Origin of the sequence: Microbacterium testaceum, assembly GCF_029761935.1 — a bacterium.
GTDB classification, from domain to species: Bacteria; Actinomycetota; Actinomycetes; order Actinomycetales; family Microbacteriaceae; genus Microbacterium; species Microbacterium testaceum_A.
The window spans coordinates 2455514-2481197 of record NZ_CP121699.1; the positions used below are offsets into that span (position 1 = coordinate 2455514).

Below are 25684 nucleotides of genomic sequence, written 5' to 3' on the forward strand. Positions count from 1 at the left end.
CACGGTGTCTCTCGAATCACGCGCCGAACCCCGAACGAGAATCCGACTCGGAGGCGCCGGGTGTCGGAGAAGTCGAGGAGGGGGCGGTTCGTGGAGAGTTCGCCGATCCGGGGGACGGCTGGCCGGCGATGTCGTCAATCAGTGCCGTCATCTCCCGGGCTTTGCTGTCGCTGATCTGGTCCTGATCTTGAAGCATCGCTACGGCCTGTGCGAGCGCATCGGCATTTCGCAGAGCGAACTCGCGGACTTCCTGTACTCGTGCTGCAATCTCCGCCGCAACCCTCTCGAGTTTCTTCGTGTACGCCTCGGGAGCGTCTTCCTCGCGGTTGCCGTGGACGACCGTGATGGCCGCATCACTGGGAAGGTCACCGCTCGCTCGGCGGATGCGCGAGACGTGGTAGTCGCCCACTCCGTCTTCGACGCGGATCATTCCGACCATGTCCAGGTTCCTTTCGCGCGGCACGAACGGGGATCCTGACCGTCGCTGTGAGCGTCGCCCCCCGGTTTCGCTTGCGAGTCAATGATGGCGCATCTGCCGAGTTGAGCAAACCAGTTATCCACAGCAGTCGGCCCTCCTCCCGGGCGCGATCAGTACCGCGCGGAGAACCCACCGTCGGCGTGCAGCAGCTGACCGCTGATCCAGCGGCCCTCGTCGGACAGCAGGAAAGCGGTGATGGCCGCGATGTCGCGGGGTGTCCCGAGCCGAGCCAGGGGATGGTGTGGGGCTAACCCGTCACGGGTGGTGTCATCCATTCAGCCGGTGTCTATCGGACCCGGATTCGCGACGTTGGCGGAGATGCGGCGCGAACCGAGCTCGCGTGCGGCCGAGATGACGATGCGGTCGAGAGCCCCCTTCGAGGCGCCGTACGGAAAATTGCCAGTGGTGTGATCGCATGTGAAGGCGACGATCGCGCCACCCGTGTCAGCGACCTGCCGGGCGAACGCGGCGATCAGCAGGAGGGACGCGCGGGCGTTCACGGCGATATGGCGATCGAAGCTTTCCGCGGTGGTGTCGATGATGCCGGACTCGATGTCGTGAGCGTGGCTCAGGACGAGAGCCTGGATCGGCCCGCGATCGATCGAGACGCGCTCGACGAGCTTCGTGGGGCCCGAGACGTGTGCGAGGTCGCAGGGATAGTCACCATCGGAGAGGTCGCTCGTCACGACCTCCCAGCCGTCACTTCTGAGCCGGGGCACGATGCCGGCCGCGATGCTGTTCGGTCGAGCTGCTCAGGTTACCAAGGCGAGAGGCACGGAGCTGAGCGTAGAGGGCACGGCCGACGCTCTCGTCGACGCGGGTCGGCCGCCCTGTACGCGATCGGATGTTCCCCCTGCTCCGTGCGGGTCGACAAGCGGAGCGGCTCGTGCGCGTGGACACCCAGTGAGGAGCCTCGCCACACCTGCAGTCCTGCCACGAGACCCCGCCGAACGAGCCCAGCGTGAAGCGCCCAGGCCCCACGCAGAAAGCATCCCGGGTAACAAGTCACGCGGGTTAGAACGGTGGGGGTGTGCCGTCGTCGTCGGGGTCGGGCGGGGGTGGATCGTCGGGGAGGAAGCGGACGGCGGGGGAGTAGGGGAGGGGTTCGTCGGTGTAGGTGCGGCCGGTGGGGCTGGTCCATTGGAGGATTCCGCCGGGGAGTTGTTTCACGCTCCAGCGGGTGAACTGCTTCTGGGTGTGGTGGCGTTGGCAGAGGTGGGCGAGGTTCGCGACGTGGGTGGGGCCGCCGAGGGCGTGGTCGCGGGTGTGGTCGACTTCACAGCGGATGGCGGGGACGGTGCACCCGGGCCAACGGCAGCGGCGGTCGCGGGCGCGGAGGTAGCGGTCGATGGCGGTGGTGCGGTGGTAGGTGTCGGTGTGGAGGACGGCACCGGTGACGGGGTGGGTGATGACGCGGTCCCAGGGGAGGGTGGTGGCTTCGGCGAGGCCGCGGGCGGTGGCGGCGTCGAGGGGGCCGTGCCCGATGAGGTCGGCGGGGTCGTGATGCTCGGCGGTGGGGTCGAGGATCGTGAGGGCCGGGACGACGACCTGGACGCGGGCGCGGATGGTTCCGAGGGTGCCGGGGCCGTCGTCGGTGCGGGTGGGGTCGGCTTCGGGGGCTGCGGTGAGGAGCAGGTCGGTGAGGATGTCGGCGCGGAGCTGCGCGGTGGTGCGTTCGTCGCTGGCTGCCTGGGGGTCGTCGAGGCGGGCGTCGATGAGGGCTCTGGCTTGGAGGGTGAGGCGGTCGTGGATTCCGATGGCGAGGACGGTGGGGAGGGTGGCGACGAGGTCCGACATTCCGTCGGGGCCGGTCACGATTCTCACGCATCGGGTGTCGCGGCCGCGGTGGTGGCGCTCGGTGAGGGTGGTGGGGTACAGGCGTTCGGCGAGGGCGGCGAGGCGTGAGCGGAGGCGCCCGGGGCTGAGGCCTTCTGCGGTGCTCACCGCGAGGGCGTCGAACTGTTCCCGCACCTCGACGGGGAGGGGTGAGCCGACATCGAGGATGGTGTTCACGTGGGTGCGGGTCAGGGCACCGGCCTCCCACGCCGACAACGTGTCGGGGTAGTCGTCGACGAGGGTCATCGCCCGGGTGATCTGGGTCTGCACGGTGCGGTCGGAGAGGTTCTCGGCTGCGGCGATCTCGGATGCCACCTCGCGCAGGGCGAGCTCGGCGGCGCGGGAGGACGCGCACTGTCCCGCCATGACGTCGAGGGCGAGGTGGCCGGCCTCGGCGAGGGCGCGGGTGCGGGCAGCGTCGGCTGCAGCGAGAGCCGTCCTGGCGCGGTGGACCTCGTCGACGAGCACCGACAGAACGCGGGGTCCGTCGGTGGGGTTCGTCGCGGAGGAGCCATCGTGCATGTGTGCATGCTAGCGGGGACCTCCGACATTGCGACGGGAGGAAAACCCCAGGTGGGGATAACTAATCGCGGAGTAGGCCTGTGGAGGAAGGAGGGTCCCACGGGGACCGTTTGGGCGTGAAGAACGACGGGGCAGGAGCAGCCGTGACCGGTGGTTTCGAACCTCCCAGCCACGTTGCGCGCAAGCGGGGGTTACGTCCCGCTGGCCGGCGGCTTCGACGCGCTCAGCCACCTCGCGCGCAAGCGCGGCGACCCTGCCCCCACCCACCGGCCAAACGCCAGCGAGCCGCAGCACTCATTTATCGCGCAGCGCCGCCCGCACGAACTCGACCGCATCGTCCGCGGAAACCCCGAGGCGGCGCACAGCCTCGACATATGTGCGCGCCGCACCCGCGGCGCGAGCGGAGGCCGCGTCGGCCCCCTTCACGAACGTGCCGGCACGGCCGCGCGTCTCGACGTAGCCCGCCTCCTCGAGTTCCTTGTAGGCGCGCGCGACGGTGTTCGCGGCGAGACCGAGCTCCGTCGCTAGAGCCCGAACGGGCGGCAGCCGCGTCCCCGCGACGAGCTCGCCTGCGTCGATCTGCGCGATGACCTGCGTCCGCACCTGCTCGAACGACGGCACCGACGAAGTGGCATCCACGGAGAGATCCATCGCTCAGTCGTTCAGGCCGAAGAGGTCGAGAGGGTGGGTGAGGCGCCACCAGGGGCTCGGCGGGTCGATGTCGCCGGTGAGCTTCACATCGACCGTGTCGGCGTCGACGGGACCGGTCGCGGTCAGCGTCCCCACGGTCGAGCCCGCCGTGGTGGTGTCGCCGAGGCTGAAGGACGTGGAGGTCTGCGCCGCACCGCCGTTCCACAGCACGACCGTGGCATCGGACGCTGTCACGAGATCGATGTCGGGACCCCACAGCGTCTCGGCCTTGCCGACCAGCGTCCCGGCGGGCACCGAGGGCTTCGGCTGCAGTTCCTGCTCGATGCGGGCGAAGAGGTCGCGCGCGGCCTGGTTGCGGCTGTCGGGCCCGGGCTGACCGAGCACGGCGGCGTACGCGCGCACGGTGGCGGTTCCGACGGTGATGTCTTTCGCACTGAGCAGGTTCCAGGCGTCGAGCGTGCCCGTCTTCACGCCGACCACTCCGGGGTCGGCCAGCAGAGCGTTGCCGTTCTTGAACGTGCCGGCCCCGGGCAGGGTCAACTCGGGGGTACGCACGATCTCGGCGATCACGGGATTGGCGAGCGCCCGCTCGGCGAGGGCGATGAGGGCGGAGGGAGTCGCGGTGTTTCCGGCTTCGATCCCGGTGGGGTTGACGATCGTGATGCCCTCGATGCCCCGTTCGGCGAGGTACTGGGTCGCGGCGGCCGAGAATTCGGCATCCGTTCCGAAGAGATCCGTCGACAGACGCTGCGCGTAGTTGTTGGCGGAGGCGATGAGCATGCCCTGCAGCATCTGCAGTTGGGTGAGGCTGCCGCCGGCGGGAACGTCGAGCGAGGATTCGCCCCGGGCCCGGTACTGCCAGTAATCGGCGCTGTCGGCCTGCGTGAAGCTGTAGCTCTTGCCCTGTTCTCCCGGGGCGAGGGGCAGCCGGTCGAGAACCACGAGCGCCGTGACGATCTTGGTGATGCTCGCAATCGACTCGGGAGCGCTGGCCGACGACGACAGGGTGTCGGGGACACCGTCGATCGCGATCGCCGCTTCGCCCTCGGCGGGCCACGCCGGAACCGCCGCCGCGGCGGCGATCGGCTGCACGGCCACGGGGCGGGTCGTCGGCATGACGGCGTTCAACGGCCACAGCAGCGTCGTCGCGGCGTACGCGGCGATGATCAGCACGAAAAGAAGCGTGGGGATGACCGTGCCGGGGCGAAGGATCGGCCGACGGGCGCCGGCGAGCAGGTCCGCGGAGCGGGACGTGGCACCCGAGACGACGAAAGCGGGGGCCGGGCGCGGAGCGCTCGCATCGTCGGGATCGACCCACAGCAGTGCGCCGAGCGCGACCGGAAGAGGAGTGGCGGGAGCAGATGGCTCGCCCGTCACGGCGGGGGCGTCTCGGGAGGGGGAGTCGGATGCCGCGGGCTCGGTGGCCGCGGCGGGTGCCCCGCCCGTGAGGGAATCGTTCGCCGCGGGGGTGGACGCGTCATGCGCCGCCGGCTCGGAGCGGACAGCCGGGGACGTGGCATCCGGAACCGAGAGGGCCGGGCCCAGGGCGTCCGTCGTGGACAGGGCAGGTCCGAAGTCGCCGGAGGTCGCCGCGCGGGGGGAGGAATCCTGTGCACGCAGCGCACGCCGTGAGGCCGGGGTCTGCTCGTGCACCCGCCCACGCTACCCCGCCCTATACTCTTCACGACAACCACGGGAGTCCGGTGAGCCGGGCTGAGAGGAAGCGAATCCACGCTTCGACCGTCGAACCTGATCCGGATCATGCCGGCGCAGGGAGGAGAGAAATGCACACGTCCACGTCTGCCCTCGCGAACCGCTCTTCGGTCGCCACCACGGACCGTTTCCGGTGGCGCGTCGTCGACATCGTCGTCGCCGCCGTCCTCGGCGTCGCCATCGGCCTGCTCTTCTGGGGCTGGAACACCGTCGGCGGTCTCTGGTTCACCGCGATGGACGGCCTCACCCCGGGCCTCGGCGGGATCGCCGTCGGCATCTGGCTGATCGGCGGCGTCATCGGCGGCCTCGTGATCCGCAAGCCCGGCGCGGCACTGCTCGTCGAGCTGATCGCGGCGATCGTGTCGGCGCTGATCGGCAACGTGTGGGGCGTCACCACGATCTTCTCGGGGCTGGCCCAGGGCCTCGGCGCGGAGCTGATCTTCCTCGCCTTCCTCTACCTGCGGTTCACGCTGCCCGTCGCGATGCTCGCGGGTGTGGGTGCGGGCGTCGGCGCGTGGGTGCTCGAGCTCTTCCTCACCCCCAACCTGGCCAAGTCCGTCGAGTTCAACCTCATCTACCTCGGCACCCTCGCCGTCTCGGGTGCTCTGCTGGCCGGTCTCGTCGGCTGGCTGCTCGTGCGCGCCCTCGCCGCCACCGGAGCGCTCAGCCGCTTCGCCGCGGGCCGGGAAGCGCGTCGCGACGTCTGATGACGGGCCCCGCACGCGTCGACGTCGAGGGCTGGGGCTGGCGATACGCCGGTCGTAAGCTGCCCGCCACGCGCGAGGTCGACCTCGTCATCGAGCCCGGGGAGCGCGTCCTGTTGCTCGGCGCGTCGGGGGCCGGCAAGTCGACCCTGCTCGCGGGCCTGGCGGGACTGCTCGGCGGGAGCGACGAGGGGGAGACCACCGGCCGCATCATCGTCGACGGCGCCCCGCCCGAGACGCAGCGGGGCCGCATCGGCCTGGTGCTGCAGGATCCCGAGGCGGGCATCGTGCTGTCGAAGGTCGGCGACGACATCGCCTTCGGGTGCGAGAACCTCGGCGTCCCCGCGGCGCGGATCCCCGCGCGGGTGGCCGAGGCCGTGGCATCCGTCGGTCTCGCCGTTCCCCTCGACCGCCCCACCAAGGCGCTGTCGGGCGGGCAGAAGCAACGGCTCGCCCTCGCCGGGGTGCTGGCGATGCGACCGGGACTCCTGTTGCTCGACGAACCCACGGCCAACCTCGACCCCGAGGGAGTGGCCGAGGTGCGCGTCGCCGTGGAGGGGGTCGTGGCGCGCGAAGGCACGACCCTCGTGCTCATCGAGCACCGCACGGCGGTGTGGGCCGACCTCATGACCCGGGTCGTCGTGCTCGCCCCCGGCGGCGGAGTGCTGGCCGACGGACCGCCCGAGCGCGTGTTCGCCGAGTACGGGGACGCCCTGGCCGCCGCGGGCGTGTGGGTGCCGGGCCGCCCGGTCGACCTTCCCGTACTCGCTCCGGTCTCGGCGCCGGATGCCGTGCTGCGCGCGTCCGCCCTGTCGATCGGGCGGGAGAAGGGCGCCGTCGTGGCCTCGGGGCTCGACGTCTCCCTGCCGCGCGCGGCGGGGACGGTGATCACGGGACCGAACGGCGCGGGGAAGTCGACCCTCGCGCTCACGCTCGCGGGACTGCTCCCCGAACTCGCCGGGGAGGTCGTCGCCGCCGAAGAACTCGCCGCGCGCGGGGTCCGTCGCCCGGTGCGCTGGCGATCGACCGAGCTGCTCACCCGCATCGGGACGGTGTTCCAAGAGCCCGAGCACCAGTTCCTCGCCGCGACCCTGCGCGACGAACTCGCGGTCGGCCCCCGTGCTCTGCGCATGGCGCCGGCCGAGGTCGACCGCATCGTCGACGAGCTGCTGGAGCGCCTCGATCTGGCATCCCTCGCTCTCGCCAATCCCTTCACGCTGTCGGGGGGACAGAAGAGGCGGCTGTCGGTCGCGACGGTGCTCGCGGCCTCTCCCGAGGTGATCGTGCTCGACGAGCCGACCTTCGGTCAGGACCGCCGCGGGTGGATGGAGCTCGTCGCCCTGCTCCAGCGCGAGATCGCGCGCGGGCGCACGGTGGTCGCCGTCACGCACGACGCCGACGTGGTGCGTCACCTCGGTCAGCACCGTATCCGGATGGGGGATGCCGCGTGAGCGCCGTCACCACCGAGCGTCCACGCACCGCCTGGCTCGACGGAGTGAACCCCGTCACGAAGGTCGCGATGGTGATCGGGCTGGCGGCCCCCCTGCTCGTCTCGATCGACGCCGTGAGCGCCGCGACGGCGCTGCTGCTCGAACTGCTGTGCGTGCCGCTCACGGGACTGACCTTCGCCGCGGTCCTCACGCGCCTCGTGCCCGTGATCGTCTTCGCCCCCGTCGCCGCGGTGAGCATGCTGCTCTATGCCCGGCCGGGGGGAACCGTGTACGGCACGTTCTTGTTCGCGACGGTGAGCGACGACTCGATCGCCCTCTCGCTCGCCGTGCTGGTGCGCGTGATCGCCCTGGCCCTGCCGATCATCCTGATCTTCGCCCGCACCGACCCCACCGAGCTCGCCGACGCCCTCGCACAGGTGGCGAAGCTGCCCAGCCGCTTCGTCCTGGGCGTTCTGGCCGGAGCCCGGACGGTCGGCCTGTTCGTCGACGACTGGCGCACGATGAGCCTGGCCCGGCGCGCCCGTGGACTGGGCGACCGCGGGGCCCTCCGCCGCTTCTTCTCGATGGCGTTCGTGCTGCTCGTGTTCGCCGTTCGGCGCGGCACGAAGCTCGCCACGGCGATGGAGGCGCGGGGGTTCGGCTCCGACATCGAGCGCACGTGGGCGCGCCCCTCGACTCTCTCGGGTCGGGATGCCGTGGCCCTGGCCGCCGCGCTCGCGCTCATCGCCGTCGCCCTCGGGGCCGCGGTGGTGTCGGGGGCCTTCCGGGTGGTGGGGACGTAGATCTCCGTGGAGGGTCCGCAACGCTCGGCGCGGATGGGTCACCGGGCGGCGTGGACCGGAGGCGAGAGCTCGCGCTCGCCTCAGAACACGTGCTCGAAGCAGAGCGATCGCGGCATCGTCTCGACGTAGGGCTCGTAGACGGGGATCGGCGTGAATCCCGCGGCGGCGTAGACCCGCAGCGACTCGGGCTGCATGCGACCGCTCTGCAGGATGACCCGGTGCGCACCTCCGCGCCGGGCGAGGTCGACCACGGTCGCGGTGAGCGCCGTGCCGATCCCGCGTCGACGGCCCGCGGGGACGACGATCAACCGCTTCAGCTCCCACTCCTCGCCGAGGCGGCGCAGGATCACGTGTCCGAGCGGCGTGTCGTCCGCATCGAGAGCCAGCAGCGTCGCGACGACCTGCTCGGGGTGCACGGCGAGGGCCTCTCCGCGTTTCGCCGCGACCTCGGGGGTGTCGTCGGCGTCGGCGTCGCGGTACCGCTCGTCGAGATCGGCATCCAGCGCGGCGCGCAGGGCGACCGCGCGGGGATCGTCGACGTCGACCTTCTCGATGCGGAAGTCCGGGAGATGCACCCATCGAGCCTAGGCGCACCGCGCGGCGACCACGGTGCGGGGCGAGGCCGACGCGTGCGAGACACGTCCGTAGGGAATGATCGCGGGGGTCGATCGGTTCGGACAGCGGCAGAATGAGGTCGGGGGATGCCATGGGATGGTCGTTCGGAATACTCGCGGTGAGTGTGGCCGTCGCGGGCGCCGTGATGTTCGTCGCCATGCCGCGGATCGGCACTCCCGGACCCATGACCCTGTTCCTGCGCTTCGCCGCCGTGGCCGGGGTGACGGCCGCGGGCTCCAGCGCGATGTACTTCATCTACGGCGCGGGCGGCGGCATCCTGACCCTCGTCCTCGGCGACGTGGCCATGGTGCTCGCACCGGCCCTGCTCATCGTCGCGTTGAGCGCTCTCGAAGGACGGCCCGCGCGGAGGACGTCGATCGGGATCCTCGTCCTCGCGCTGGCGGTCGCCATCGTGACCGCCACCGTGCCGCTTCCGGGATCCCTCGCCGTGAAGGCCGTCGCCGTCGCCGCGACCTGCGGCGCGTGTGCGTGGGTCGCGAGCCATTCGCGCGTCGAACCGTTCGGTCCGCTGCGCGTGATCGCACTGACGAACGCCGTCTTCGCCGTCTATTCGCTGTCGCGGGCGATCGTGGGCGTCGTCGTCGGCTGGGATTCGACGCTGTTCCGCGTGGTCTTCTCGTTCGCCCCGGCGACGGTGCTCGGGGCGGCCGCGGTCCTCGCGATCGGAGCGGCGGTCGTCCGCGTGCGTTTCGGGCCGCGCGTCGCGGCGGAGGTCGCGCCGTGTCCCGCGGGAGCGGCGGTCGTCGTGGGGGACTGGGACCTGGCATCCACGGCCTACGGCCCCGATCGCATGCGAGGCCTCGTCGCCGACCTGCGCTCCGCGGCACGCGATCTCGACCCCGGCGCCGCCGATGTGCCGCGCGGGACCGAGACCACGGTCCCCGACGCGGTCTCGGCCCTGGGCGCCCATCTGCAGACCGCGTACGGGTGGGAGCCCGAGCAGACGATCCTGCTCGTGGACGGCGCGACGACCGGCGCCGTCCGCACGCAGCCGGGGCGTCGGGCGAAGAAGAGGTGGGGCTCGGCGCGGTCCTGAGTCTCGACTACTGTGGTACTCGGTTTCAGCTTCGAAGGAGAACGCATGGATATCGCAGGAGCATCCGGCCTCGTCACCGGCGGCGCCTCGGGCCTCGGACTCGCCACCGCGCGTCGTCTGACCGAGGCGGGAGCGCGCGTCACGATCGTCGACCTGCCGACATCGAACGGGGCCGCGATCGCCGAAGAGCTCGGCGGATCGTTCGCCCCCGCCGACGTGACGGATGCCGAGCAGATCGCCGCGGCCGCCGCCCTCGCCGCCGCCGCCGGACCGCTTCGCGTCGTCGTGAACTGCGCGGGGATCGCGCCGCCCGCCAAGGTGCTCGACCGCGACGGGAACCCCTCGGCGCTCGCCGACTTCGAGCGCGTCGTCCGCGTCAACCTCGTCGGCACGTACAACGTCATCGCGCAGACCTCCGCCGTCATCGCGCAGACCGACCCCACCGGCGGCGGTGACCGCGGCGTCATCGTGAACACCGCGAGCGTCGCGGCCTTCGACGGACAGATCGGCCAACCCGCGTACTCCGCGAGCAAGGGTGGCGTGCACGCCATGACGCTCCCCATCGCCCGGGAGCTCGCCCGCCACGGCATCCGCGTCGTCACCATCGCCCCCGGGATCATGGAGACGCCGATGCTCAAAGGACTCCCGCAGGCGGCACAGGACTCGCTGGGCCAGCAGGTGCCCTACCCCTCGCGCCTCGGAGCCCCCGACGAATACGCGCGCCTCGTGCTCGCGATCGCCGACAACGGCTACCTCAACGGCGAGACCATCCGCCTCGACGGCGCGATCAGAATGGCACCGAAATGACCGACGGCATCCTGCTCCGCATCGAGAACGGGCTCGCGCGCGTCACCTTCGACCGGCCCGCCTCGCTGAACGCGATGGACTTCCCGATGGCCCGCCGCTGGCGCGAGGTCGCCCACGAGGTCACCTCCGACGCCGCGGTGGGAGCGGTGATCCTGGATGCCAACGGCCCGGCGTTCTGCGCGGGCGGCGACGTCGTGGCGATGTCGACCACGGGTGCCGCGGGAAGCGACGTGACCGAGACGGCGCACGCGATCCACGACGGCATCCGCACCTTCGCCGAGGCCCCCCTGCCGATGGTCGCCGCCGTGCAGGGCGCCGTCGCCGGCGGAGGGCTCGGGCTCATGCTCACGGCCGACTACATCGTCGCGAGCGAGAACGCGCGCTTCGTCAGCCGGTACGCCAACATCGGACTCACCCCCGACCTGGGCGTCTCGACACTGCTGCCCGCCGCGATCGGCCAGCGCCGCGCGCTGCAGCTGCTGCTGCAGGACCGCATGCTCACCGCCGCGGAGGCCCTGGACTGGGGTCTGGTGGCCGAGGTCGTGGCATCCGCAGATCTGGTGACGCGCGTCGACGAGATCGCGCGCTTCTGGCTCGAGGGGGCGACCGCGGCGTTCGGGCAGGCCACGCGCCTCGTCCGCGTGGGCGCCGCGCGCACCCTCTCCGAGAACCTCGACGACGAGGCCGCCACGATCGGCGCGGCCTTCGAGACCCCCGAAGCGCGGGCGCGGGTCGCCGCGTTCGCCGCCGCCTCCGCGAAAGGACAACGCTCGTGACGCTTTCCGGGAAGACCATCCTCATGTCGGGCGGAAGCCGCGGCATCGGCCTCGCGATCGCGCTGCGCGCGGCCCGCGACGGCGCGAACATCGCGATGCTCGCGAAGACCGACACCCCGCACCCGAAGCTCCCCGGCACGGTGCACACGGCCGCCGACGAGATCCGCGCGGCCGGCGGGCAGGCGCTGCCGATCGTGGGCGACGTGCGCGACGAGGCCTCGATCACCGAGGCCGTGATGCGCACGGTCGGCGAGTTCGGCGGTATCGACATCGTCGTCAACAACGCCAGCGTCATCGACCTCTCGGGCTCGCTCGAGCTCGCGACCAAGAAGTACGACCTCATGCAGGACGTCAACGTGCGCGGAACGTTCCTCCTCTCGCGCGCTGCGGTGCCCCCGCTGAAGGACGCCGAGAACCCGCACATCCTGTCGCTCTCGCCGCCGCTGAACGTCACGCCGAAGTGGCTCGGGGCGCACACGGGGTACAGCCTCGCGAAGTTCGGCATGACGATGGCCACCCTCGGGCTCGCGGCCGAGTTCGCCGACGCCGGCATCGCGGCCAATACACTCTGGCCGCGCACGACGATCGCGACCGCCGCCGTGCAGAACGTCATCGGCGGCGACCGGCTCATGGCCGTGTCGCGCACGCCCGAGATCTACGCCGACGCCGCCTACGAGGTGCTGATCGCGCCCGCGCGCGAGCGCACCGGGCAGACGCTCATCGTCGAAGACGTGCTGGAAGCCTCGGGCGTGACGGACTTCTCGGGGTACGCGGCCGTGCCGGGCACCCCCGACGAGGCGATGTACCCGGATATCTTCCTGGACTGACGGGGGGCGCGGGGGCAGCGGCGACGCCCCTCGCGCCTCGATAAACGCCGATCCTTTCGAGACACGCCGTGCCGCCGCGTGTCTCGGGAGGATCAGCGTTTATCGGACTGGGGCGGGGCTGAGGGGCGGGGCCCGACCTCAGATCAGGCCGAGCTCCGCGAACGCGTTGTGCACGCCGTCGTCGAGAACCGCGGTGGTCACCCGGCCGGCGAGACGCTGCAGCTCCGGCGCGGCGTTGCCCATCGCGACGGGCGTGCCGACGACCTCGAACATCTCGACGTCGTTCCAGCTGTCGCCGATGCCGATGGCATCCGTCGCCGACAGGCCCAACTGATCGAGCACCGCCGTGATCGCGGAGCCCTTGGTGACGCCGGCCTGACCGATCTCGCCGTTCGACCCGCCGGGCAGCGGGATCGAGCCCGGGATGACGTGGAAGCCCTCGCCGAGAGCGGCCGCCGCGTGCGCGACGGTGTCGGTCGACGGGCTGACGAACACGGCCTTCGCGACGGCGTCGCGGTCGACCTCGGAGACCGGCCGCGGCTCACGCCAGAGGGGCTGCTCGGGCGGCAAGCCCTCGGCTCCGAGCTCGGCGGCGCGCTTCTCATGCCGTTCGCGGCGGTACTCGGTCATCACGGGACCCATGCCGGCGCTCGCGTACACGCCCCCGTGGGTCTGGAGGAAGTAGTGGATGCCGTGAGCCTCGAAGTAGCGCTCGAGGGCTTCGACGTCGGCGCGGGGCATCGGCTGCTCGACGATCAGGGCGTCCTCGTCGGGATCGCCGCCGCGGGTCGCGTACGCGCCCCCGTTGGTGATCGCCCCGTCGAAGCCGATCGCCAGCACCTCGGGGTGGATGTCGCCCGCCGATCGCCCGGTGGAGAGCCACACGAGGTGGCCGTTCTCGCGCGCCTTCCGCACGGCGGTCACCGTCGAGGGGGCGATCACCGAACCGTGCTCGAGGATCGTGCCGTCGACGTCGAGGAAGGCGATGCGGGTCATGTGCACTCCACAGCGATCGGCGCCGAGGCGCGAATCAGGTCGGGGGATCGACGGCGGATGCCGCGTCGAGGGCCATCGATCCCGGTCTCGGGAGAACCGACGACACCGCCACGCTACTCGACCGGCCCGCGCGTGGGACGTCGCGATTCGCCATCCGGGAATCGTCGTGTAGAGTCGCCGACGGACATGTGACTGGTCATGCAGGCAGGATCCGAACGCAGTGCGAGAGCACCGCCTTCGGGTCCTTTTTTGTTGCCCGGGCGACTTCGGAGTCGACGTCGCGACGCATGTCCTTCGATCCAAGGAAGGACTTCGATGACCACTCAGGACAGCGCCCGCGCGATCCTCGAGCACGTCGGCGGAGCGGCCAATGTGGCCTCGCTCCACCACTGCTCGACCCGCCTCCGCTTCACGCTCGCCGACGACTCGCAGGCCGATGAGGCCGCCCTCAAGGCCACGCCCGGCGTCATCGGCGTGGTGCTGGGCACCCAGACCCAGGTGATCGTGGGCTCGGGCGTCAACGACTACTTCCGCGAGATCGAGAAGCTCCGCACCGGGAGCGGCACGCGCGCCGCGGCGCGCGTCGACTCCGCCGCGCCGAAGCTGACCCTCAAGCGCGCCGGGTCGGTGTTCATGGACTTCGTCGTCGGCGTCTTCACCCCGATCATCCCCGCCGTCGCCGGCGCGGGAATCTTCAAGTCGTTCCTCATCCTCGCCGTCGCGCTCGGCTGGCTGCAGACGACCGATCAGACCTATCAGGTGCTCACCGCGATCCCCGACGCGGTCTTCTTCTTCCTCCCGCTGCTGGTGACCTACACCGCCGCGAAGAAGCTCGACGTGAACATCCCGCTCGCGCTCGGCATCGTCGGCCTGCTGGTGTTCCCGACCTTCGCGGGTCTTCTCACCCAGGAGGGCGGCGTCGCACTGTTCGGTCTGGCGGTTCCCGCGATCGCGTACAACGCGCAGGTGTTCCCCCCGATCCTCGCCGTGCTGCTGCTCGCCGTCGTCGAGCGCTTCGCCCGCCGCATCAGCCCCAGCGTCATCAGCACGTTCCTCGTGCCGTTGATCTGCTTCGTCATCGTGGCGCCCGCCACGATCTTCCTGCTCGGTCCGCTCGGCTTCTTCCTGGGCACCCTGCTGACCGGGGCGATGCTGTGGCTGTACGGCACCCTTGGTTGGATCGCCGTCGCGCTGATGGCCGCCGCCCTGCCGTTCATCGTCTCGGTCGGCATGCACAAGGCGTTCATCCCGCCCACGGTGGCCACGATGGCCTCCGCGGGCAAGGAGAGCTTCTACCTCGTCGCGTCGCTCGCCCACAACCTCGCCGAGGCGGGCTCGAGCCTCGCGATCGCCGTGCGCACGAAGAACAAGACGCTGCGCGGCACCGCGATCTCGTCGGGCATCTCGGCGTTCTTCGGCATCACCGAGCCGGCGCTCTACGGTGTGACGCTGCAGAACCGCCGCGCGATCATCTCGGTCGTCATCGGAGCGTTCGTGGGTGGTTCGTACCTCGGCATCGCGGCGATCTCGGCCTTCGCCCTCGTCAGCCCGGGAGCGGCGTCCATCTCGATGTTCATCGACATGGCCAACCCCTGGAACCTGCTGCACGCGGTCATCGGCGCCGTCGTCGCCATGATCACCTCGTTCATCGTGTCGCTGGTGATCTGGAAGGACTCCGACTCGGCCACCGTGCGTCTGCTCGAGAAGCAGGCGGGCACGTCGACCCCGGTTGCGGCACGCGCCGCCGGCGAGATCGTCGCCCCCATGACGGGTGAGGTCATCGCCCTCGAGAAGGTCGACGACCCGGTGTTCTCGGGAGGCATCCTCGGACCCGGCGTCGCCATCCGCCCCACCGACGGCGAGGTGCGGGCCCCCATCACCGGCACCGTGTCGAGCCTGCTGCCCTCGCGCCACGCGCTCGGCATCCTGGGCGACAACGGCCTCGAGGTGCTCGTGCACGTGGGTCTCGACACCGTGCGCCTCGAAGGCGCGCCCTTCACCGCCCACGTCGCCCAGGGCGACCGCGTCGAGGCGGGTCAGCCCGTGCTGACCGCAGACCTCGCGGCGATCGAAGCCGCCGGACTCGACATCACGACGCCCGTCGTCGTGCTCAACGGCGACGCCTACGAGGTCGCCCCCCTCGTCACCGGACGCGTCGCCGCGGGCGCCGCTCTGCTGTCGACCGATGCGAAGGAGACCGCGAATGGGATTGCCTGACGGATTCCTCTGGGGCGGCGCACTCGCCGCCAATCAGGCCGAGGGTGCCTGGAACGAAGGGGGCCGCGGTCCCGCGGTCTCGGACGTGTCGAAGTACCGGCCGAACGTCGACCCGCGCGAGTACGCGGTGCACCACCAGCACACGCTGGAGTCCATCGCCGCCGCGATGGCCGATGACGACATCGCCTTCTTCCCCAAGCGCCGCGGCATCGACTTCTACCACCGCTACCGCGAAGACCTGGCATTGTTCGCCGAGATGGGCTTCTCGGTGCTGCGCGTGTCGATCGCCTGGTCGCGGCTGTACCCGACCGGCGAAGAGCTCGAGCCGAACGAGGAAGGCATCGCGTTCTACCTCGACCTCTTCACCGAGATGCGCCGTCTCGGCATCCGCCCCCTGGTGACCCTGTCGCACTACGACCCGCCGCTCGCGCTCGCCCTGAAGAACAACGCGTGGGTCGACCGCAGCACGATCGCCCTCTTCGAGCGCTTCTCGCGCACGTGCTTCGAGCGCTTCGGCCACCTCGTCGACCTCTGGCTGTCGTTCAACGAGATCGACGGCATCATCCGTCACCCGTTCACCTCGGGCGGCATCATCGACGAGACCGTCGAGGGTTCCCTGGAACAGGCCTGCTACACGGCGCTACACCACCAGTTCGTGGCATCCGCGTCGGTGACGAAGATGCTGCACGACATGTGGCCGGAGTCGGAGATGGGGTGCATGCTCACGATGCTCACCACCTACCCGAACACCTGCCACCCCGACGACGTCGCGGCGACCCAGGCCAAGGAACGACTGCTCTACCTGTGCACCGACGTCCAGGCCGGAGGGGCGTACCCGCGGCTGGCGCTGAAGGCGCTCGAGGCGAAGAGCATCACGATCCCCTTCGCCGAGGGCGACGTCGAGCTGCTGCGCGAGCACCCGGTCGACTACATCTCGTTCTCGTACTACATGACCCTCACCGAATCGGTGCGCCCGGATGCCGAGCGGACCCCCGGCAACACGGTGCTCGGCGTGAAGAACCCGTTCCTGCCGTCCAGCGAGTGGGGGTGGCAGATCGACCCGGTGGGCCTGCGCATCTCGCTCATCGACCTCTACGACCGCTACGGCAAGCCGCTGTTCATCGTGGAGAACGGCCTGGGCATGCGCGACGAGCTCGCGGACGACGGCCGTATCCACGACCCCTACCGCATCGACTACTTCCGTTCTCACTTCGCAGAGATGATCCGCGCGGTCGACGAGGGCGTGGAACTGCGCGGCTACACGAGCTGGGCGCCGATCGACATCATCAGCGCCTCGTCGTCGCAGATCTCGAAGAGGTACGGTTTCATCCACGTCGATCAGGACGACCTCGGAAACGGCACCGGCGAACGGCGTCGCAAGGACTCGTTCTTCTGGTACCAGAAGGTCATCGCCTCGAACGGGGCCGACCTGGCGTGACGACCGCACTCGCTGCGCGTCCGCCGGGGTCGACGGAGACACCCATGCAGATCATCAAGAAGGTGCTGAACTCCAGCGTCGTGCTCGTCGAGGACGAGCGCGGCGTGGAGCGCGTGCTGTTGGGCAAGGGCATCGGTTTCGCCGCGCGCCCGGGCGACACCGTCGCGCCGGGATCGACGGACCGGGTCTTCGTCGCGCTCGACGACGCCGATCAGCGGAACCTCGTCGAGTTGCTCGCCCAGATCCCCGGAGGCTTCGTCGAGCTCACGAGGGCGATCGTGATGGATGCCGAGAAGGTGGGCATCGAGCTCGACGCGCACATCTACCTCACGCTCACCGACCACCTGCATTTCGCGGTGGAGCGCCAGCGGCGGGGCCTGCAGGTCACCAACCGCCTGGCGTGGGAGGTGCGGACCGTCTACCCGCGCGAATACGAGGTGGGCCTTCGCGCCCTCGGACTGCTCCGCGACCGCACGGGGGTCTCGCTGCCCGACGAGGAGGCCGCCAACATCGCCTTCCACCTCGTCAACTCCGAGGTGGGACGACCGGCCGTCGACTCGATGCGCGTGGTCGGGCTCGTGTCGGACATCACGACGATCGTCACGCACTCCGGGGGAGTGACCCTGGATGCCGACGACCTCCACACCCGTCGGTTCCTCACCCACCTGCAGTTCTTCGCGGAGCGGTTGTTCAGTGACCGCCTCGCCGGTCAGGACGAAGACCTGCTCTTCGCGACCATGACGGCCAAGCACCCGCGCGCCGTCGCGACGGCCGAACGCATCCGCGCGTTCGTCCTCAAGGAGCACGAGGTGGCCATCTCCGACGAAGAGGTGGGCTACCTCGCCCTGCATATCGCTCGCGCCCAGTCGAGCTGAACACCCCGAAAGGTCCCCATGGCACAGCGCACCGCCGTCTTCGGCTCGTCCTCCGGCCTGCACTCCCGCCCCGCGGCGACTCTCGCCCGCGCGGCCGCGGCGTCGAAGCACACCGTCACCCTCGCCGCCGGTGACACCTCCGTCGACGCCCGCAGCATCCTCGCGCTGCTGCAGCTCGGCGTGAAGACGGGCGACGAGGTGGCCCTCGAGGTCGACGGTCCCGAGGCCGACCGCGTCGCCGACGAACTTCAGGCGCTGCTCGAGCAGGATCTCGACGCCGCCTGACCCGATCGCGTGAGGGGCCGCGCCGGGTGTATCCCCCGACGCCCGGCATCCCGGCCCCTCACGTGCCCTCTGGGGTCCGGCCCTTCTTCGTGGCTCGCGTGAGGGGGCGGAATCTGTCGCCTACCGCCTCACGAGGCGACACTTCGTGACCCCTCACGCGAGCCGGTACCGCGCCCAGCCGCGGTGCAGATGCGCCCGGTACCCTGGAAACCATGACCGAACAGCCCCCCGTGCGCACGACGACGCCCCGCTCGGTGCGCCCCGAGGGGGCCCCGGCCGACACCGGCATCCGCCAGGTGCGCCCGAAGACCGAAGGCTGGCAGCAGGCCAAGGACGAGACCGGTCGTCCGCTGCTGCAGTTCGCCAGCCCCAAGCGCGGCAAGCCGCCCGTGCACCTCGCCGACCTCACGCATGACGAGCGCATCGCCAAGCTCAAGGAGCTCGGCCTCCCGGGCTTCCGCGCGAAACAGCTCGAGAAGCACTACTTCACGCACTACTCGTCGGATGCCGCCGACATGACCGACCTCCCGGCATCCGGTCGCGAAGAGCTCGTCGCGGGGATGCTGCCGCCCCTGCTCACCGAGGTGCGTCGGCTCGAGACCGACCGCGGCGACACGATCAAGTTCCTCTGGAAGCTGCACGACGGCGCCCTCGTCGAGTCGGTGCTCATGCGCTACCCCGGCCGCATCACGCTGTGCGTGTCGAGCCAGGCCGGCTGCGGCATGAACTGCCCGTTCTGCGCCACCGGGCAGGCGGGGCTGACCCGCAACATGTCGGCCGCCGAGATCATCGAGCAGATCGTGCGCGCCAACGCCCTCATCGCCGCCGGCGGCCTGGGCGGCAAGAAGCGCGACGACCACTCGCTCGACCGCGTGTCGAACATCGTGTTCATGGGCATGGGTGAGCCGCTCGCCAACTACGCGCGCGTCATGCAGGCGGTGCGCGTGATGGTCGACAAGGAGCACGGCCTGGGCATGAGCGCCCGCGGCATCACCGTGTCGACCGTCGGACTCGTCCCCGCGATCAAGAAGCTTGCCGACGAGGACATCCCGGTGACCTTCGCCCTCTCGCTCCACGCCCCCGACGACCACCTGCGCGACGAGCTCATCCCGGTGAACTCCCGCTGGAAGGTCGACGAGGCCCTGGATGCCGCGCGCGCCTACTTCGACAAGACCGGGCGCCGCGTCTCGATCGAGTACGCCCTGATCAAGGACATGAACGACCACGCGTGGCGCGCCGACCTGCTGGCCGACAAGCTCAACGCGCGCGGTCGCGGCTGGGTGCACGTGAACCCCATCCCGCTGAATCCGACCCCGGGCTCGATCTGGACGGCATCCGAGGTGCCGGTGCAGAACGAGTTCGTGCGCCGTCTCAACGACGCGGGCATCCCGACGACCCTCCGCGACACCCGCGGCAAGGAGATCGACGGGGCGTGCGGTCAGCTCGTCGCGACCGAAGAAGACGAGGCGGCCGCCGAGGCGACCCCGGTCGGCTGACACCCTTCGCGGAAGCGCCCCCGGCCGAGCGGCCGGGGGCGCTTCGTGTTCACGCGGGCGACGATCACGTTTGGCGGGGCCGCCCGCATGCGTCCGAGGCCGCGATCAGGCGGCGACGGCCGTCACGACGAGGTTGTCGACGTAATGGCCGCTGGCCGGATCCCACGCCCCGGCGCACGTGACCAGCCGCAGCTGCGGCGTCGGTGTCGGTGCGTAGACCGATTCGGTGGGGAAGCTGTTCTTCTCGACGGTCTGCAGTCCGGTCACCACGAAGTCGGCCGTCGATCCGTCGGCGCGGCGGACCGACACCGTATCGCCGGGCGTCAGTCGCGGGAGGTCGTAGAAAACGGCCGGTCCGGTGGGTGAATCGACGTGGCCCGCGATGACCGCGGGACCGACCTCTCCGGGCAGGACCCCCTTCTCGTACCAGCCGACCGCGTCGTAGTCCCGGGGCGACTGGATCCACCCGTCGTCCCCTCGGTCGAGGCCGATGAGGTCGGAGTCCACCCCGATCGCCGGGATCGAGATGTGCACGGGCGGGGCCGTGTTGGCCGCCGCGGGGGTCACCGGATTCTGGAAGCCGCCCGCCGCGCCGACGCCCGGCGCCGTCGTCGCCCCGGCGCCCGTCGCACCGGGCGCGTCCGCCGCGGCCGGGTCGCCTGCGAGCGCGGGGCAGCCGTCGAGCACGTCGTCGGTGAGCATCGCCGTGGCGAGGGCCGTCCAGGCCGCACCGTAGTACGTGGGGGTGGATGCCGCGGTGTCGGCCATGCGCTGCAGATCGGCTCGCGCCTCGTCGTCGCGCCCGCTCGCGGCGAGCGCGGCCGCCCGTGCGGCGTACGCGACCGGATGCCGGTCCGAGGTGAGGGCGCCGGCTCCCGCGTCGAGCTCGGCGGGCAGCTCGTCCCCGCCGGGGAGCGCCGCGGCCACGCGCGCCGCGAGGGCGCGGTCGCCGTCATGACACGACTCGGCGAACCGGATGGTCGTGCGCGCGGCATCGTAGCCGTAGGCCGGCTCGCCCCCGCCGCCCGCGGAGCCCGCGAGCGCGACGGTGCCGTCGTCGGCGACCGTGGCCCAATTGGTCGGCAGGGTGTTGGCATCCATTAGTGCGCTCGTCACCGCTGCGCTACCCGCGGCCAGCTCCTCCCACCGGGGGTCGCCCGACGCGCGCGAGAGCACGTCGAACGCGGCCGGCGACGCGTACGAGGGGTTGTAGGCGTGGGGCGAAGCCGTGGCCCACGGTCCCGGCAGCAGGATGCGCCCGAGCGCGCTCTTTGTCGTCATCTCGTCGAGGACCGCGGCGCCGAGCGACACGCCCTGCTCGCGGAGGTCGTCGCGGTCGAAGGCGTCGCCCGCGAGCACCAGCGCGCGCGCCGCATCGAGGTCGGCGTCCGAGGCGGGCTGCTCGTCGACGACGGAGCCGTCCTTCCACTGCCACGCCAGCAGGCCGTCGTCGCGCTGCAGGTGGGTGGTCGTCCAGTCCCAGATGCTGTCGAAGCGCGACGGGTCGTCGGCGGCGACGGCGAGGAGCAGGCCGTATGCCTGCCCCTCGCTGACGGTGTCGCCGCCCTGGTCCGTGCGCACCACGCGACCGGCGTCGACGTAGGTGTCGAGGAAGGCCTCGGCCGTCGCGGTGGTGGCGTCGGCGATGTCGGGTTCCGGCTCGGTCGCGGTGCTGCACGCCGCCATCGTCAGGGCGACGACGGTGGCGACCGCGCCGACCGTCGACGCCCGGCGTGCGAACGTCATGCGCGCGCCTCGCCGCGGCGGCGCCGACGCGCCGCGATGAGCGCGACGGCGCCCAGCGCCACGGCCATCGCGCCGGCGCCCGTTGCGGCGGCACCCGTGGGCGCGGTCGTGGCGGCGGCGGTTCCGCCGCCACCGGTGTGGATGCCGCCGACCGGCATGTCGGCGAGGGTCGCGGAGTCGGTGATGGTCTGCGCCGTGAGCGCTCCCTGGGCGTCATCGAGCACGAAGAGGGTCGAGACCGACCCCGCCGGCAGGTCCACCGCCGAGGTCGCGGATTCGTCCGCGCCCGTCAGCTCCAGATCCCACGAACCGGCCGGCACCGCGGCGTAGTCGGTCGCCGACCCCGCGGGCACGTCGCGCGCGATCGGGCGCCCCTGGGCGGTGTCGACGTCCACCGTCGGCTCCACTGTCGAGGCCTGCACGACGCGTACGCGCGCCTGTCCGGCGGCGGGGGCCGAGAGGTCGTCCTCGAAGACCGTGGTCTTCAGGTCGGCGTTGCGGCCGTAGGCGGCGACCGTGAGCGGCTCGCCCTCGGCGATGTCGATCGACTGCTGCACCACCGGCTGCGTGCCGTCGGCGGCATCCGAGGGCACCATCGACACGACGTACGTGCCGTCGGCGAGGGGGATGTAGGGGCTCACGGCGCCGTAGGCGACGTCGTCGAGCTCGTAGACGACGGCCCCACCGGCGAGCGCCGTCAGCTGGACGTCGACCGACTTGGTGTCGGGGGAGAGGTGGGCGACGCGCGCCCACCCGCCGGGCGCGGTGGGGGCCGCGGAGGCGGCCGGGGCGGTGGCGACGCCGATCCCGGCGCTGAGCAGGGCGGCGGCGCCGATCGCGGCGAGCCGCGCGGGACGAAGGGAGGGAGTGACACGGAACATGGCGGTCCTTTCGTTGGGGGGAGGAGAGGATCAGGAGGTGGGACGGGGGAGCAGGTCGACCGGCTCGTCGGGTGAGAACGTGATGACCACGCCGGCGTCGCCGCGTTCGACCGAGACCGGACGCAGGGGGCCGGTCAGCGAGTCGTAGAACCGCAGCAGGGCGTCGGCCCCGGCGGCATCCCCCCGGGCGTCCTGACCGGCGAACTCGCTCACGGTGAGCTGACGGTGCACGCCCGAGGGATCGCCCTCCAGCTGCGCGATGTCGGCCACGTCGATGCGGCCCTGCGACGACAGCTGGCCGAGGGTCAGCAGGATCCGCCCGTCGACGACGCCCGAGGTGAGCAGATCCTGCTCCTCGCCGGGGACGCCGACGCCGGGGTTCTGCAGCACCTGCTGCCCGGCGACCGATCGGGCGGCGTACAGGTCGTCGTCGGCGGCCTGCGCGAGCGCCGCCTGGGCGGTGTCGACCAGGCGCACGTCGACCTTCTGCGCACCCTCTCCGAACGACGCCACCACGGCGCTGTTCTCGATAGCCTGACGCACGGTCGGGAACTCGGTCGGGAAGGTGCGCATCGAGTCGGTCGTGATGACGTAGTCGTAGTCGCGCCACCCGTCGGGGGCGAGCTGCTGCACGTCGGTGTCGGTGTCGGCCTTGTAGTACCAGACGACGTTCTCGCGCTCGAAGCCCGCGCGCACCAGGTCGACCCACATCGCGTCGTCCACGAGCATGCGGGAGTCGGCCGGTGCGTTCTGCGTCATCCACGCCTCGGCATCGCGCAGCGGACGGTCGAGATCGGCGAGGAGGAACCCGCGCAGCTGCGACGCCCACAGGGGACCCGCGGCCAGCACGGCGACGACGAGCCCGACGGCGGTGGCGACTCCGGCGAGGCGCCGCATCGCGCCCGCCGAGCGCAGGGCTTCGACGGCCACCTGACCCATTCCGGCGACGACCACCGCCGCGAACGGCAGCAGCATGATGACGTACGGCACGGGCAGGTAGCCCCCGCGGAACATGAACGCCGTCAGCGCCAGCAGAGCGATCGCCCACGGACGCAGGCGACGCACGAACAGGGCCGCGACGGCGGCCGCGAGTGCCGTGACGATGAGCACGGCGTCGAGCTGCCACCACAGTCCGACGGTGCGCGCCATGAGGCTCTCGGGGTCGAACAGCGATCCGCTGCCCTCGCGCGAGGCGAGCTGGAACGCCAGCCCGTCCCACAGGCTCACGCGCCCGGCGGCGGGGGCGACCTCGCCCTTGACCAGGGCGAAGGCGACGTACGCGAGACCGATGAGTCCCAGCACGGCCGAGGCGACCGACAGGGTGTACCGGCGCGTGGTGCGCTCCGCCCCGCGCCACATGAACCACGCCACCAACGGCAGCGCGAGCAGGTAGGTCTCCTTCGTGAGGACGGCGACGCCGAACGCGGCGGCGGCGCCGATGTACCCGGCGAGCTGGGCGCGTCGGCTCATCGCCAGCAGCAGGGCGGCGAGCAACCAGGCGGTCGCGATGTTGTCGAGGTAGACCTGACGGTGGAACTGCACCGCCAGCGGCGACAGCAGGAACAGCGCGACCGCGGCGGATGCCGTGAACCGGGCGAAGCCGATGCGGCGCACGACGAACCACAGCAGAACGGCGGCTGCGGCGGTGGCCGCGAGCATCGCCTCGCGGGCGGCGAGGACGGCGACGTCGTAGCGGTTCCAGCCGTCGGTCAGACCGACCCAGGCGGCGATCTGCATCCATCCGAGGGGCGGGTGGTCGTACCAGTATGTGTAGTGCGTGAGCTCGCCGAGGTTGCCGATGCTCCACGCCTGCGCGGTGTAGGTGCCCTCGTCGTCGATGCGCTGCGGGGAGCCGCCCAGGTTCAGCGCGTTGACCAGCAGGCCGAGGACGAGGGGAGGAAGCAGCCACAGCGCGTCGCCGAGCCGGGCGCGCCAGGGCGAGACCCGGCGGCGCAGCCCCGCGGACGCGCGGTCGGAGGGGATCGTCCCGGTGGGGACGCGGTCGATCGTCGAGGTCATCGGGTCACCTCCGCGCCGGCGCCGATGAGGTCGCGCGCGGTGGACGGGGTCGCGGTCGCGGCGTCGCGGTGGGCGCCGGTGTGCTCGGTCTTCTCCCAGCTGCCGTCACCGCGCACCTGACGCACGACGCTGCGCACGGCGGCGGCGGCGAGGAACACCTGGTAAGGCACGAGTCCCAGCACGAGGCGGACGTAGTCGCGAACGCGCACCTTCTTGCCGTAGACGCGTCCGAACTCGGTCAGTCCCGCCGCCTCGGCGACGAGGGTGATGATCGTGGGTACCAGCGGAAGGAAGGTCAGCAGCGCCACCGGTGTCGGCACCTTCACGAGAAGGATGAACACGAGCGAGATGGGGATCAGCAGTCCGGTCGCCGCCTGCAGGAACGGCATGTTCAGCAGATAGCGGGCGTACATGCGCTGGCGCAGCGTCGGCAGCGCCTTCCACTCGCCCTTGCCGAGCACCTGCAGGAAGCCCTGGTTCCAGCGCGTGCGCTGCTTGTACAGCGACTTCAGGGTCGGCGGGGTCTCCTCGCGCGTGACGTACTCGGGGTTGTAGGCGACGACGACCTTCGCGCCGTCGCTGGACAGGCGCACACCGAGCTCGCAGTCCTCGGCGAGGCACTGGTCGTCCCATCCCTTCGACCATGCGAGGCGGTCGCGGGTGACGAACACGGTGTTGCCGCCGAGGGGGATGAACTTGGAGCGGGCGTGGAAGTGCAGGCGCGAGCGGAACCAGAAGTAGTACTCCAGGACATTGCGCAGCGACCACCAGCTGGTCTCGAAGTTCATCAGCTGGACGCCGCCCTGCACGACGTCGGCACCCGTCTCCTGGAACTTCGAGTCCACGACCGTCAGCAGGCCGGGGTGCACCTCGTCCTCGGCGTCGAAGACGCCGACGACGTCACCGGTCGCGATCTGCAGGGCGCGGTTCAGCGCCTTGGGCTTGTTCTTCGGGACGCTGTCATCCACGACGACCTTGATGAGATCGGGATGCCGGGCAGCGGCCTGCCGCACCACCATCTCGGTGCCGGGGTCGTCGTGGCCGACGATGGCGATGATCTCGAAATCGGGGTGATCCTGCTGCGCGAGGCGGTCAAGCGTCTGCCCCATCACCTCTTCCTCGTGCCGCCCGGGCACGAGCAGCGTGAACCGGTGCCGCGCGGGACGCGGCGAGGAGCTGAACTGCGTGGCGCGCAGATCATCGGCGGAACGCCAGGCGTGGAGCATCCACCACAGCGTCGTCGTCGCGACGACGGTCAGGGCGAGCGCCAGGATGATGATGCCGCTGTAGCCGAGCCACTCGCCGATCGACCAGTCGGGCAGGAAACCGCCCGACACGGTCGTTCCGGGCTGGGCCGGGAGGGGGACTTCGGTGGTTCCCGTCGACCCCTGCCCGGGGGCGGGAGCGACGGGGGTGAGGAGCGGTTCGGGTGTGGGACCGGGTGCGGCGGCGGTGAGCGGGGGAACGTGCGGGAACGACAAAAGACAACCTCCAGCGTCCACGTGGACGGTT

The 25684-nt window shown here is 71.1% G+C and carries 22 protein-coding genes, 1 pseudogene and 1 riboswitch; of the genes and pseudogenes, 12 read left to right on the plus strand and 11 right to left on the minus strand.

All coding sequences use genetic code 11. The features are described 5' to 3' along the window. Positions 1-16 precede the first annotated feature (16 nt). The 5 genes and pseudogenes from QBE02_RS11925 to QBE02_RS11945 all read right to left on the minus strand — a co-directional run bounded on the left by QBE02_RS11925 (position 17) and on the right by QBE02_RS11945 (position 5140). Positions 17-439, minus strand: coding sequence for a hypothetical protein (locus tag QBE02_RS11925; RefSeq protein ID WP_279365891.1), 423 nt, complete (start codon positions 437-439; stop codon positions 17-19). A gap of 149 nt (positions 440-588) precedes the next feature. Continuing rightward, a pseudogene (locus tag QBE02_RS11930) lies at positions 589-1254 on the minus strand (SDR family oxidoreductase). Between the two features lie 238 nt (positions 1255-1492). Further along, the gene (locus QBE02_RS11935; RefSeq protein ID WP_279365892.1) at positions 1493-2836 is read right to left on the minus strand and encodes an HNH endonuclease signature motif containing protein; all 1344 of its coding nucleotides are present in this window, start codon (positions 2834-2836) and stop codon (positions 1493-1495) included. A 294-nt stretch (positions 2837-3130) separates the two neighbouring features. Continuing rightward, positions 3131-3475 (minus strand): GntR family transcriptional regulator, encoded by a 345-nt coding sequence (locus QBE02_RS11940; protein WP_347710261.1) that lies wholly within the window; start codon positions 3473-3475, stop codon positions 3131-3133. Between the two features lie 15 nt (positions 3476-3490). Beyond that, positions 3491-5140 (minus strand): D-alanyl-D-alanine carboxypeptidase family protein, encoded by a 1650-nt coding sequence (locus tag QBE02_RS11945; RefSeq protein WP_279365894.1) that lies wholly within the window; start codon positions 5138-5140, stop codon positions 3491-3493. 29 nt (positions 5141-5169) lie between these two features. Continuing rightward, positions 5170-5280: riboswitch (TPP riboswitch) on the plus strand. On the opposite strand from QBE02_RS11945, the gene QBE02_RS11950 reads away from it, so the two are divergent. The 3 genes from QBE02_RS11950 to QBE02_RS11960 all read left to right on the plus strand — a co-directional run bounded on the left by QBE02_RS11950 (position 5272) and on the right by QBE02_RS11960 (position 8137). Then, positions 5272-5907 carry an ECF transporter S component gene (locus QBE02_RS11950; RefSeq protein WP_268102547.1) on the plus strand — a complete coding sequence of 212 codons (636 nt, stop codon included), beginning with the start codon at positions 5272-5274 and terminating at the stop codon, positions 5905-5907. (Overlaps the previous riboswitch by 9 nt.) Continuing rightward, complete coding sequence (locus QBE02_RS11955; protein ID WP_279365895.1) at positions 5907-7355, plus strand: ABC transporter ATP-binding protein; 1449 nt, start codon at positions 5907-5909, stop codon at positions 7353-7355. The genes QBE02_RS11950 and QBE02_RS11955 overlap by 1 nt, the downstream gene beginning before the upstream one ends. Further along, entirely contained in the window at positions 7352-8137 is a 786-nt protein-coding gene (locus QBE02_RS11960; protein WP_279365896.1) for an energy-coupling factor transporter transmembrane component T family protein, read from the plus strand. The genes QBE02_RS11955 and QBE02_RS11960 overlap by 4 nt, the downstream gene beginning before the upstream one ends. A gap of 80 nt (positions 8138-8217) precedes the next feature. Here the strand turns inward: QBE02_RS11960 and QBE02_RS11965 are convergent, their stop codons facing one another. After that, a complete protein-coding gene (locus QBE02_RS11965) occupies positions 8218-8712 on the minus strand; it encodes a GNAT family N-acetyltransferase (RefSeq protein WP_279365897.1) in 495 nt (164 codons plus the stop codon). A gap of 131 nt (positions 8713-8843) precedes the next feature. Between QBE02_RS11965 and QBE02_RS11970 the strand changes: the two genes are divergently transcribed. Genes QBE02_RS11970 through QBE02_RS11985 form a run of 4 tightly spaced genes read left to right on the plus strand, consistent with a single transcriptional unit; the run spans position 8844 to position 12219 of the window. Continuing rightward, positions 8844-9809, plus strand: a complete 966-nt coding sequence (locus QBE02_RS11970) for a hypothetical protein (protein ID WP_279365898.1) — start codon at positions 8844-8846, stop codon at positions 9807-9809. Positions 9810-9854: 45 nt separating this feature from the next. Continuing rightward, complete coding sequence (locus QBE02_RS11975) at positions 9855-10616, plus strand: SDR family NAD(P)-dependent oxidoreductase (RefSeq protein ID WP_279365899.1); 762 nt, start codon at positions 9855-9857, stop codon at positions 10614-10616. Then, positions 10613-11392 (plus strand): enoyl-CoA hydratase/isomerase family protein, encoded by a 780-nt coding sequence (locus QBE02_RS11980; protein ID WP_279365900.1) that lies wholly within the window; start codon positions 10613-10615, stop codon positions 11390-11392. Before QBE02_RS11975 ends, QBE02_RS11980 begins: the two co-directional genes overlap by 4 nt. Beyond that, positions 11389-12219 carry an SDR family oxidoreductase gene (locus tag QBE02_RS11985; RefSeq protein ID WP_279365901.1) on the plus strand — a complete coding sequence of 277 codons (831 nt, stop codon included), beginning with the start codon at positions 11389-11391 and terminating at the stop codon, positions 12217-12219. Before QBE02_RS11980 ends, QBE02_RS11985 begins: the two co-directional genes overlap by 4 nt. A 138-nt stretch (positions 12220-12357) precedes the next feature. Here the strand turns inward: QBE02_RS11985 and QBE02_RS11990 are convergent, their stop codons facing one another. Then, positions 12358-13215 carry a Cof-type HAD-IIB family hydrolase gene (locus QBE02_RS11990; protein ID WP_279365902.1) on the minus strand — a complete coding sequence of 286 codons (858 nt, stop codon included), beginning with the start codon at positions 13213-13215 and terminating at the stop codon, positions 12358-12360. A gap of 315 nt (positions 13216-13530) precedes the next feature. Between QBE02_RS11990 and QBE02_RS11995 the strand changes: the two genes are divergently transcribed. From QBE02_RS11995 to rlmN, 5 genes are all read left to right on the plus strand, one after another. Next, positions 13531-15432, plus strand: coding sequence for a beta-glucoside-specific PTS transporter subunit IIABC (locus tag QBE02_RS11995; RefSeq protein ID WP_279365903.1), 1902 nt, complete (start codon positions 13531-13533; stop codon positions 15430-15432). Then, positions 15419-16870: a glycoside hydrolase family 1 protein gene (locus QBE02_RS12000; protein ID WP_279365904.1), complete on the plus strand. Its 1452-nt coding sequence runs from the start codon at positions 15419-15421 to the stop codon at positions 16868-16870. The genes QBE02_RS11995 and QBE02_RS12000 overlap by 14 nt, the downstream gene beginning before the upstream one ends. A 44-nt stretch (positions 16871-16914) precedes the next feature. Further along, positions 16915-17745, plus strand: coding sequence for a PRD domain-containing protein (locus QBE02_RS12005; RefSeq protein WP_279365905.1), 831 nt, complete (start codon positions 16915-16917; stop codon positions 17743-17745). 18 nt (positions 17746-17763) lie between these two features. Next, positions 17764-18030, plus strand: coding sequence for an HPr family phosphocarrier protein (locus tag QBE02_RS12010; RefSeq protein ID WP_056224536.1), 267 nt, complete (start codon positions 17764-17766; stop codon positions 18028-18030). Positions 18031-18242: 212 nt separating this feature from the next. Then, complete coding sequence (gene rlmN / locus QBE02_RS12015) at positions 18243-19526, plus strand: 23S rRNA (adenine(2503)-C(2))-methyltransferase RlmN (RefSeq protein ID WP_279365906.1); 1284 nt, start codon at positions 18243-18245, stop codon at positions 19524-19526. Between the two features lie 105 nt (positions 19527-19631). Here rlmN and QBE02_RS12020 read toward each other — a convergent pair whose 3' ends face one another. From QBE02_RS12020 to QBE02_RS12035, 4 genes are read right to left on the minus strand one after another with little or no spacing between them, the layout of a single operon-like run. Continuing rightward, a complete protein-coding gene (locus QBE02_RS12020) occupies positions 19632-21272 on the minus strand; it encodes a class F sortase (protein ID WP_279365907.1) in 1641 nt (546 codons plus the stop codon). Then, positions 21269-22153, minus strand: a complete 885-nt coding sequence (locus tag QBE02_RS12025) for a DUF4397 domain-containing protein (protein ID WP_279365908.1) — start codon at positions 22151-22153, stop codon at positions 21269-21271. The genes QBE02_RS12020 and QBE02_RS12025 overlap by 4 nt, the downstream gene beginning before the upstream one ends. A 30-nt stretch (positions 22154-22183) precedes the next feature. Then, positions 22184-24172 carry a hypothetical protein gene (locus QBE02_RS12030; RefSeq protein WP_279365909.1) on the minus strand — a complete coding sequence of 663 codons (1989 nt, stop codon included), beginning with the start codon at positions 24170-24172 and terminating at the stop codon, positions 22184-22186. Next, positions 24169-25653: a glycosyltransferase gene (locus QBE02_RS12035; RefSeq protein ID WP_279365910.1), complete on the minus strand. Its 1485-nt coding sequence runs from the start codon at positions 25651-25653 to the stop codon at positions 24169-24171. The genes QBE02_RS12030 and QBE02_RS12035 overlap by 4 nt, the downstream gene beginning before the upstream one ends. Positions 25654-25684: the final 31 nt, after the last annotated feature.

Coding starts and splice junctions, on each gene's coding strand:
- QBE02_RS12010 (WP_056224536.1), top strand. CDS start 17,764: ATGGCACAGCGCACCGCCGTCTTCGGCTCGTCCTCCGGCCTGCACTCC.
- QBE02_RS11955 (WP_279365895.1), top strand. CDS start 5,907: ATGACGGGCCCCGCACGCGTCGACGTCGAGGGCTGGGGCTGGCGATAC.
- QBE02_RS12005 (WP_279365905.1), top strand. CDS start 16,915: ATGCAGATCATCAAGAAGGTGCTGAACTCCAGCGTCGTGCTCGTCGAG.
- QBE02_RS11990 (WP_279365902.1), bottom strand. CDS start 13,215: ATGACCCGCATCGCCTTCCTCGACGTCGACGGCACGATCCTCGAGCAC.
- QBE02_RS11995 (WP_279365903.1), top strand. CDS start 13,531: ATGACCACTCAGGACAGCGCCCGCGCGATCCTCGAGCACGTCGGCGGA.
- QBE02_RS11980 (WP_279365900.1), top strand. CDS start 10,613: ATGACCGACGGCATCCTGCTCCGCATCGAGAACGGGCTCGCGCGCGTC.
- QBE02_RS12000 (WP_279365904.1), top strand. CDS start 15,419: ATGGGATTGCCTGACGGATTCCTCTGGGGCGGCGCACTCGCCGCCAAT.
- QBE02_RS11975 (WP_279365899.1), top strand. CDS start 9,855: ATGGATATCGCAGGAGCATCCGGCCTCGTCACCGGCGGCGCCTCGGGC.
- QBE02_RS12025 (WP_279365908.1), bottom strand. CDS start 22,153: ATGTTCCGTGTCACTCCCTCCCTTCGTCCCGCGCGGCTCGCCGCGATC.
- QBE02_RS11970 (WP_279365898.1), top strand. CDS start 8,844: ATGGGATGGTCGTTCGGAATACTCGCGGTGAGTGTGGCCGTCGCGGGC.
- QBE02_RS12020 (WP_279365907.1), bottom strand. CDS start 21,272: ATGACGTTCGCACGCCGGGCGTCGACGGTCGGCGCGGTCGCCACCGTC.
- QBE02_RS11925 (WP_279365891.1), bottom strand. CDS start 439: ATGGTCGGAATGATCCGCGTCGAAGACGGAGTGGGCGACTACCACGTC.
- rlmN (WP_279365906.1), top strand. CDS start 18,243: ATGACCGAACAGCCCCCCGTGCGCACGACGACGCCCCGCTCGGTGCGC.
- QBE02_RS12030 (WP_279365909.1), bottom strand. CDS start 24,172: ATGACCTCGACGATCGACCGCGTCCCCACCGGGACGATCCCCTCCGAC.
- QBE02_RS11950 (WP_268102547.1), top strand. CDS start 5,272: ATGCACACGTCCACGTCTGCCCTCGCGAACCGCTCTTCGGTCGCCACC.
- QBE02_RS11935 (WP_279365892.1), bottom strand. CDS start 2,836: ATGCACGATGGCTCCTCCGCGACGAACCCCACCGACGGACCCCGCGTT.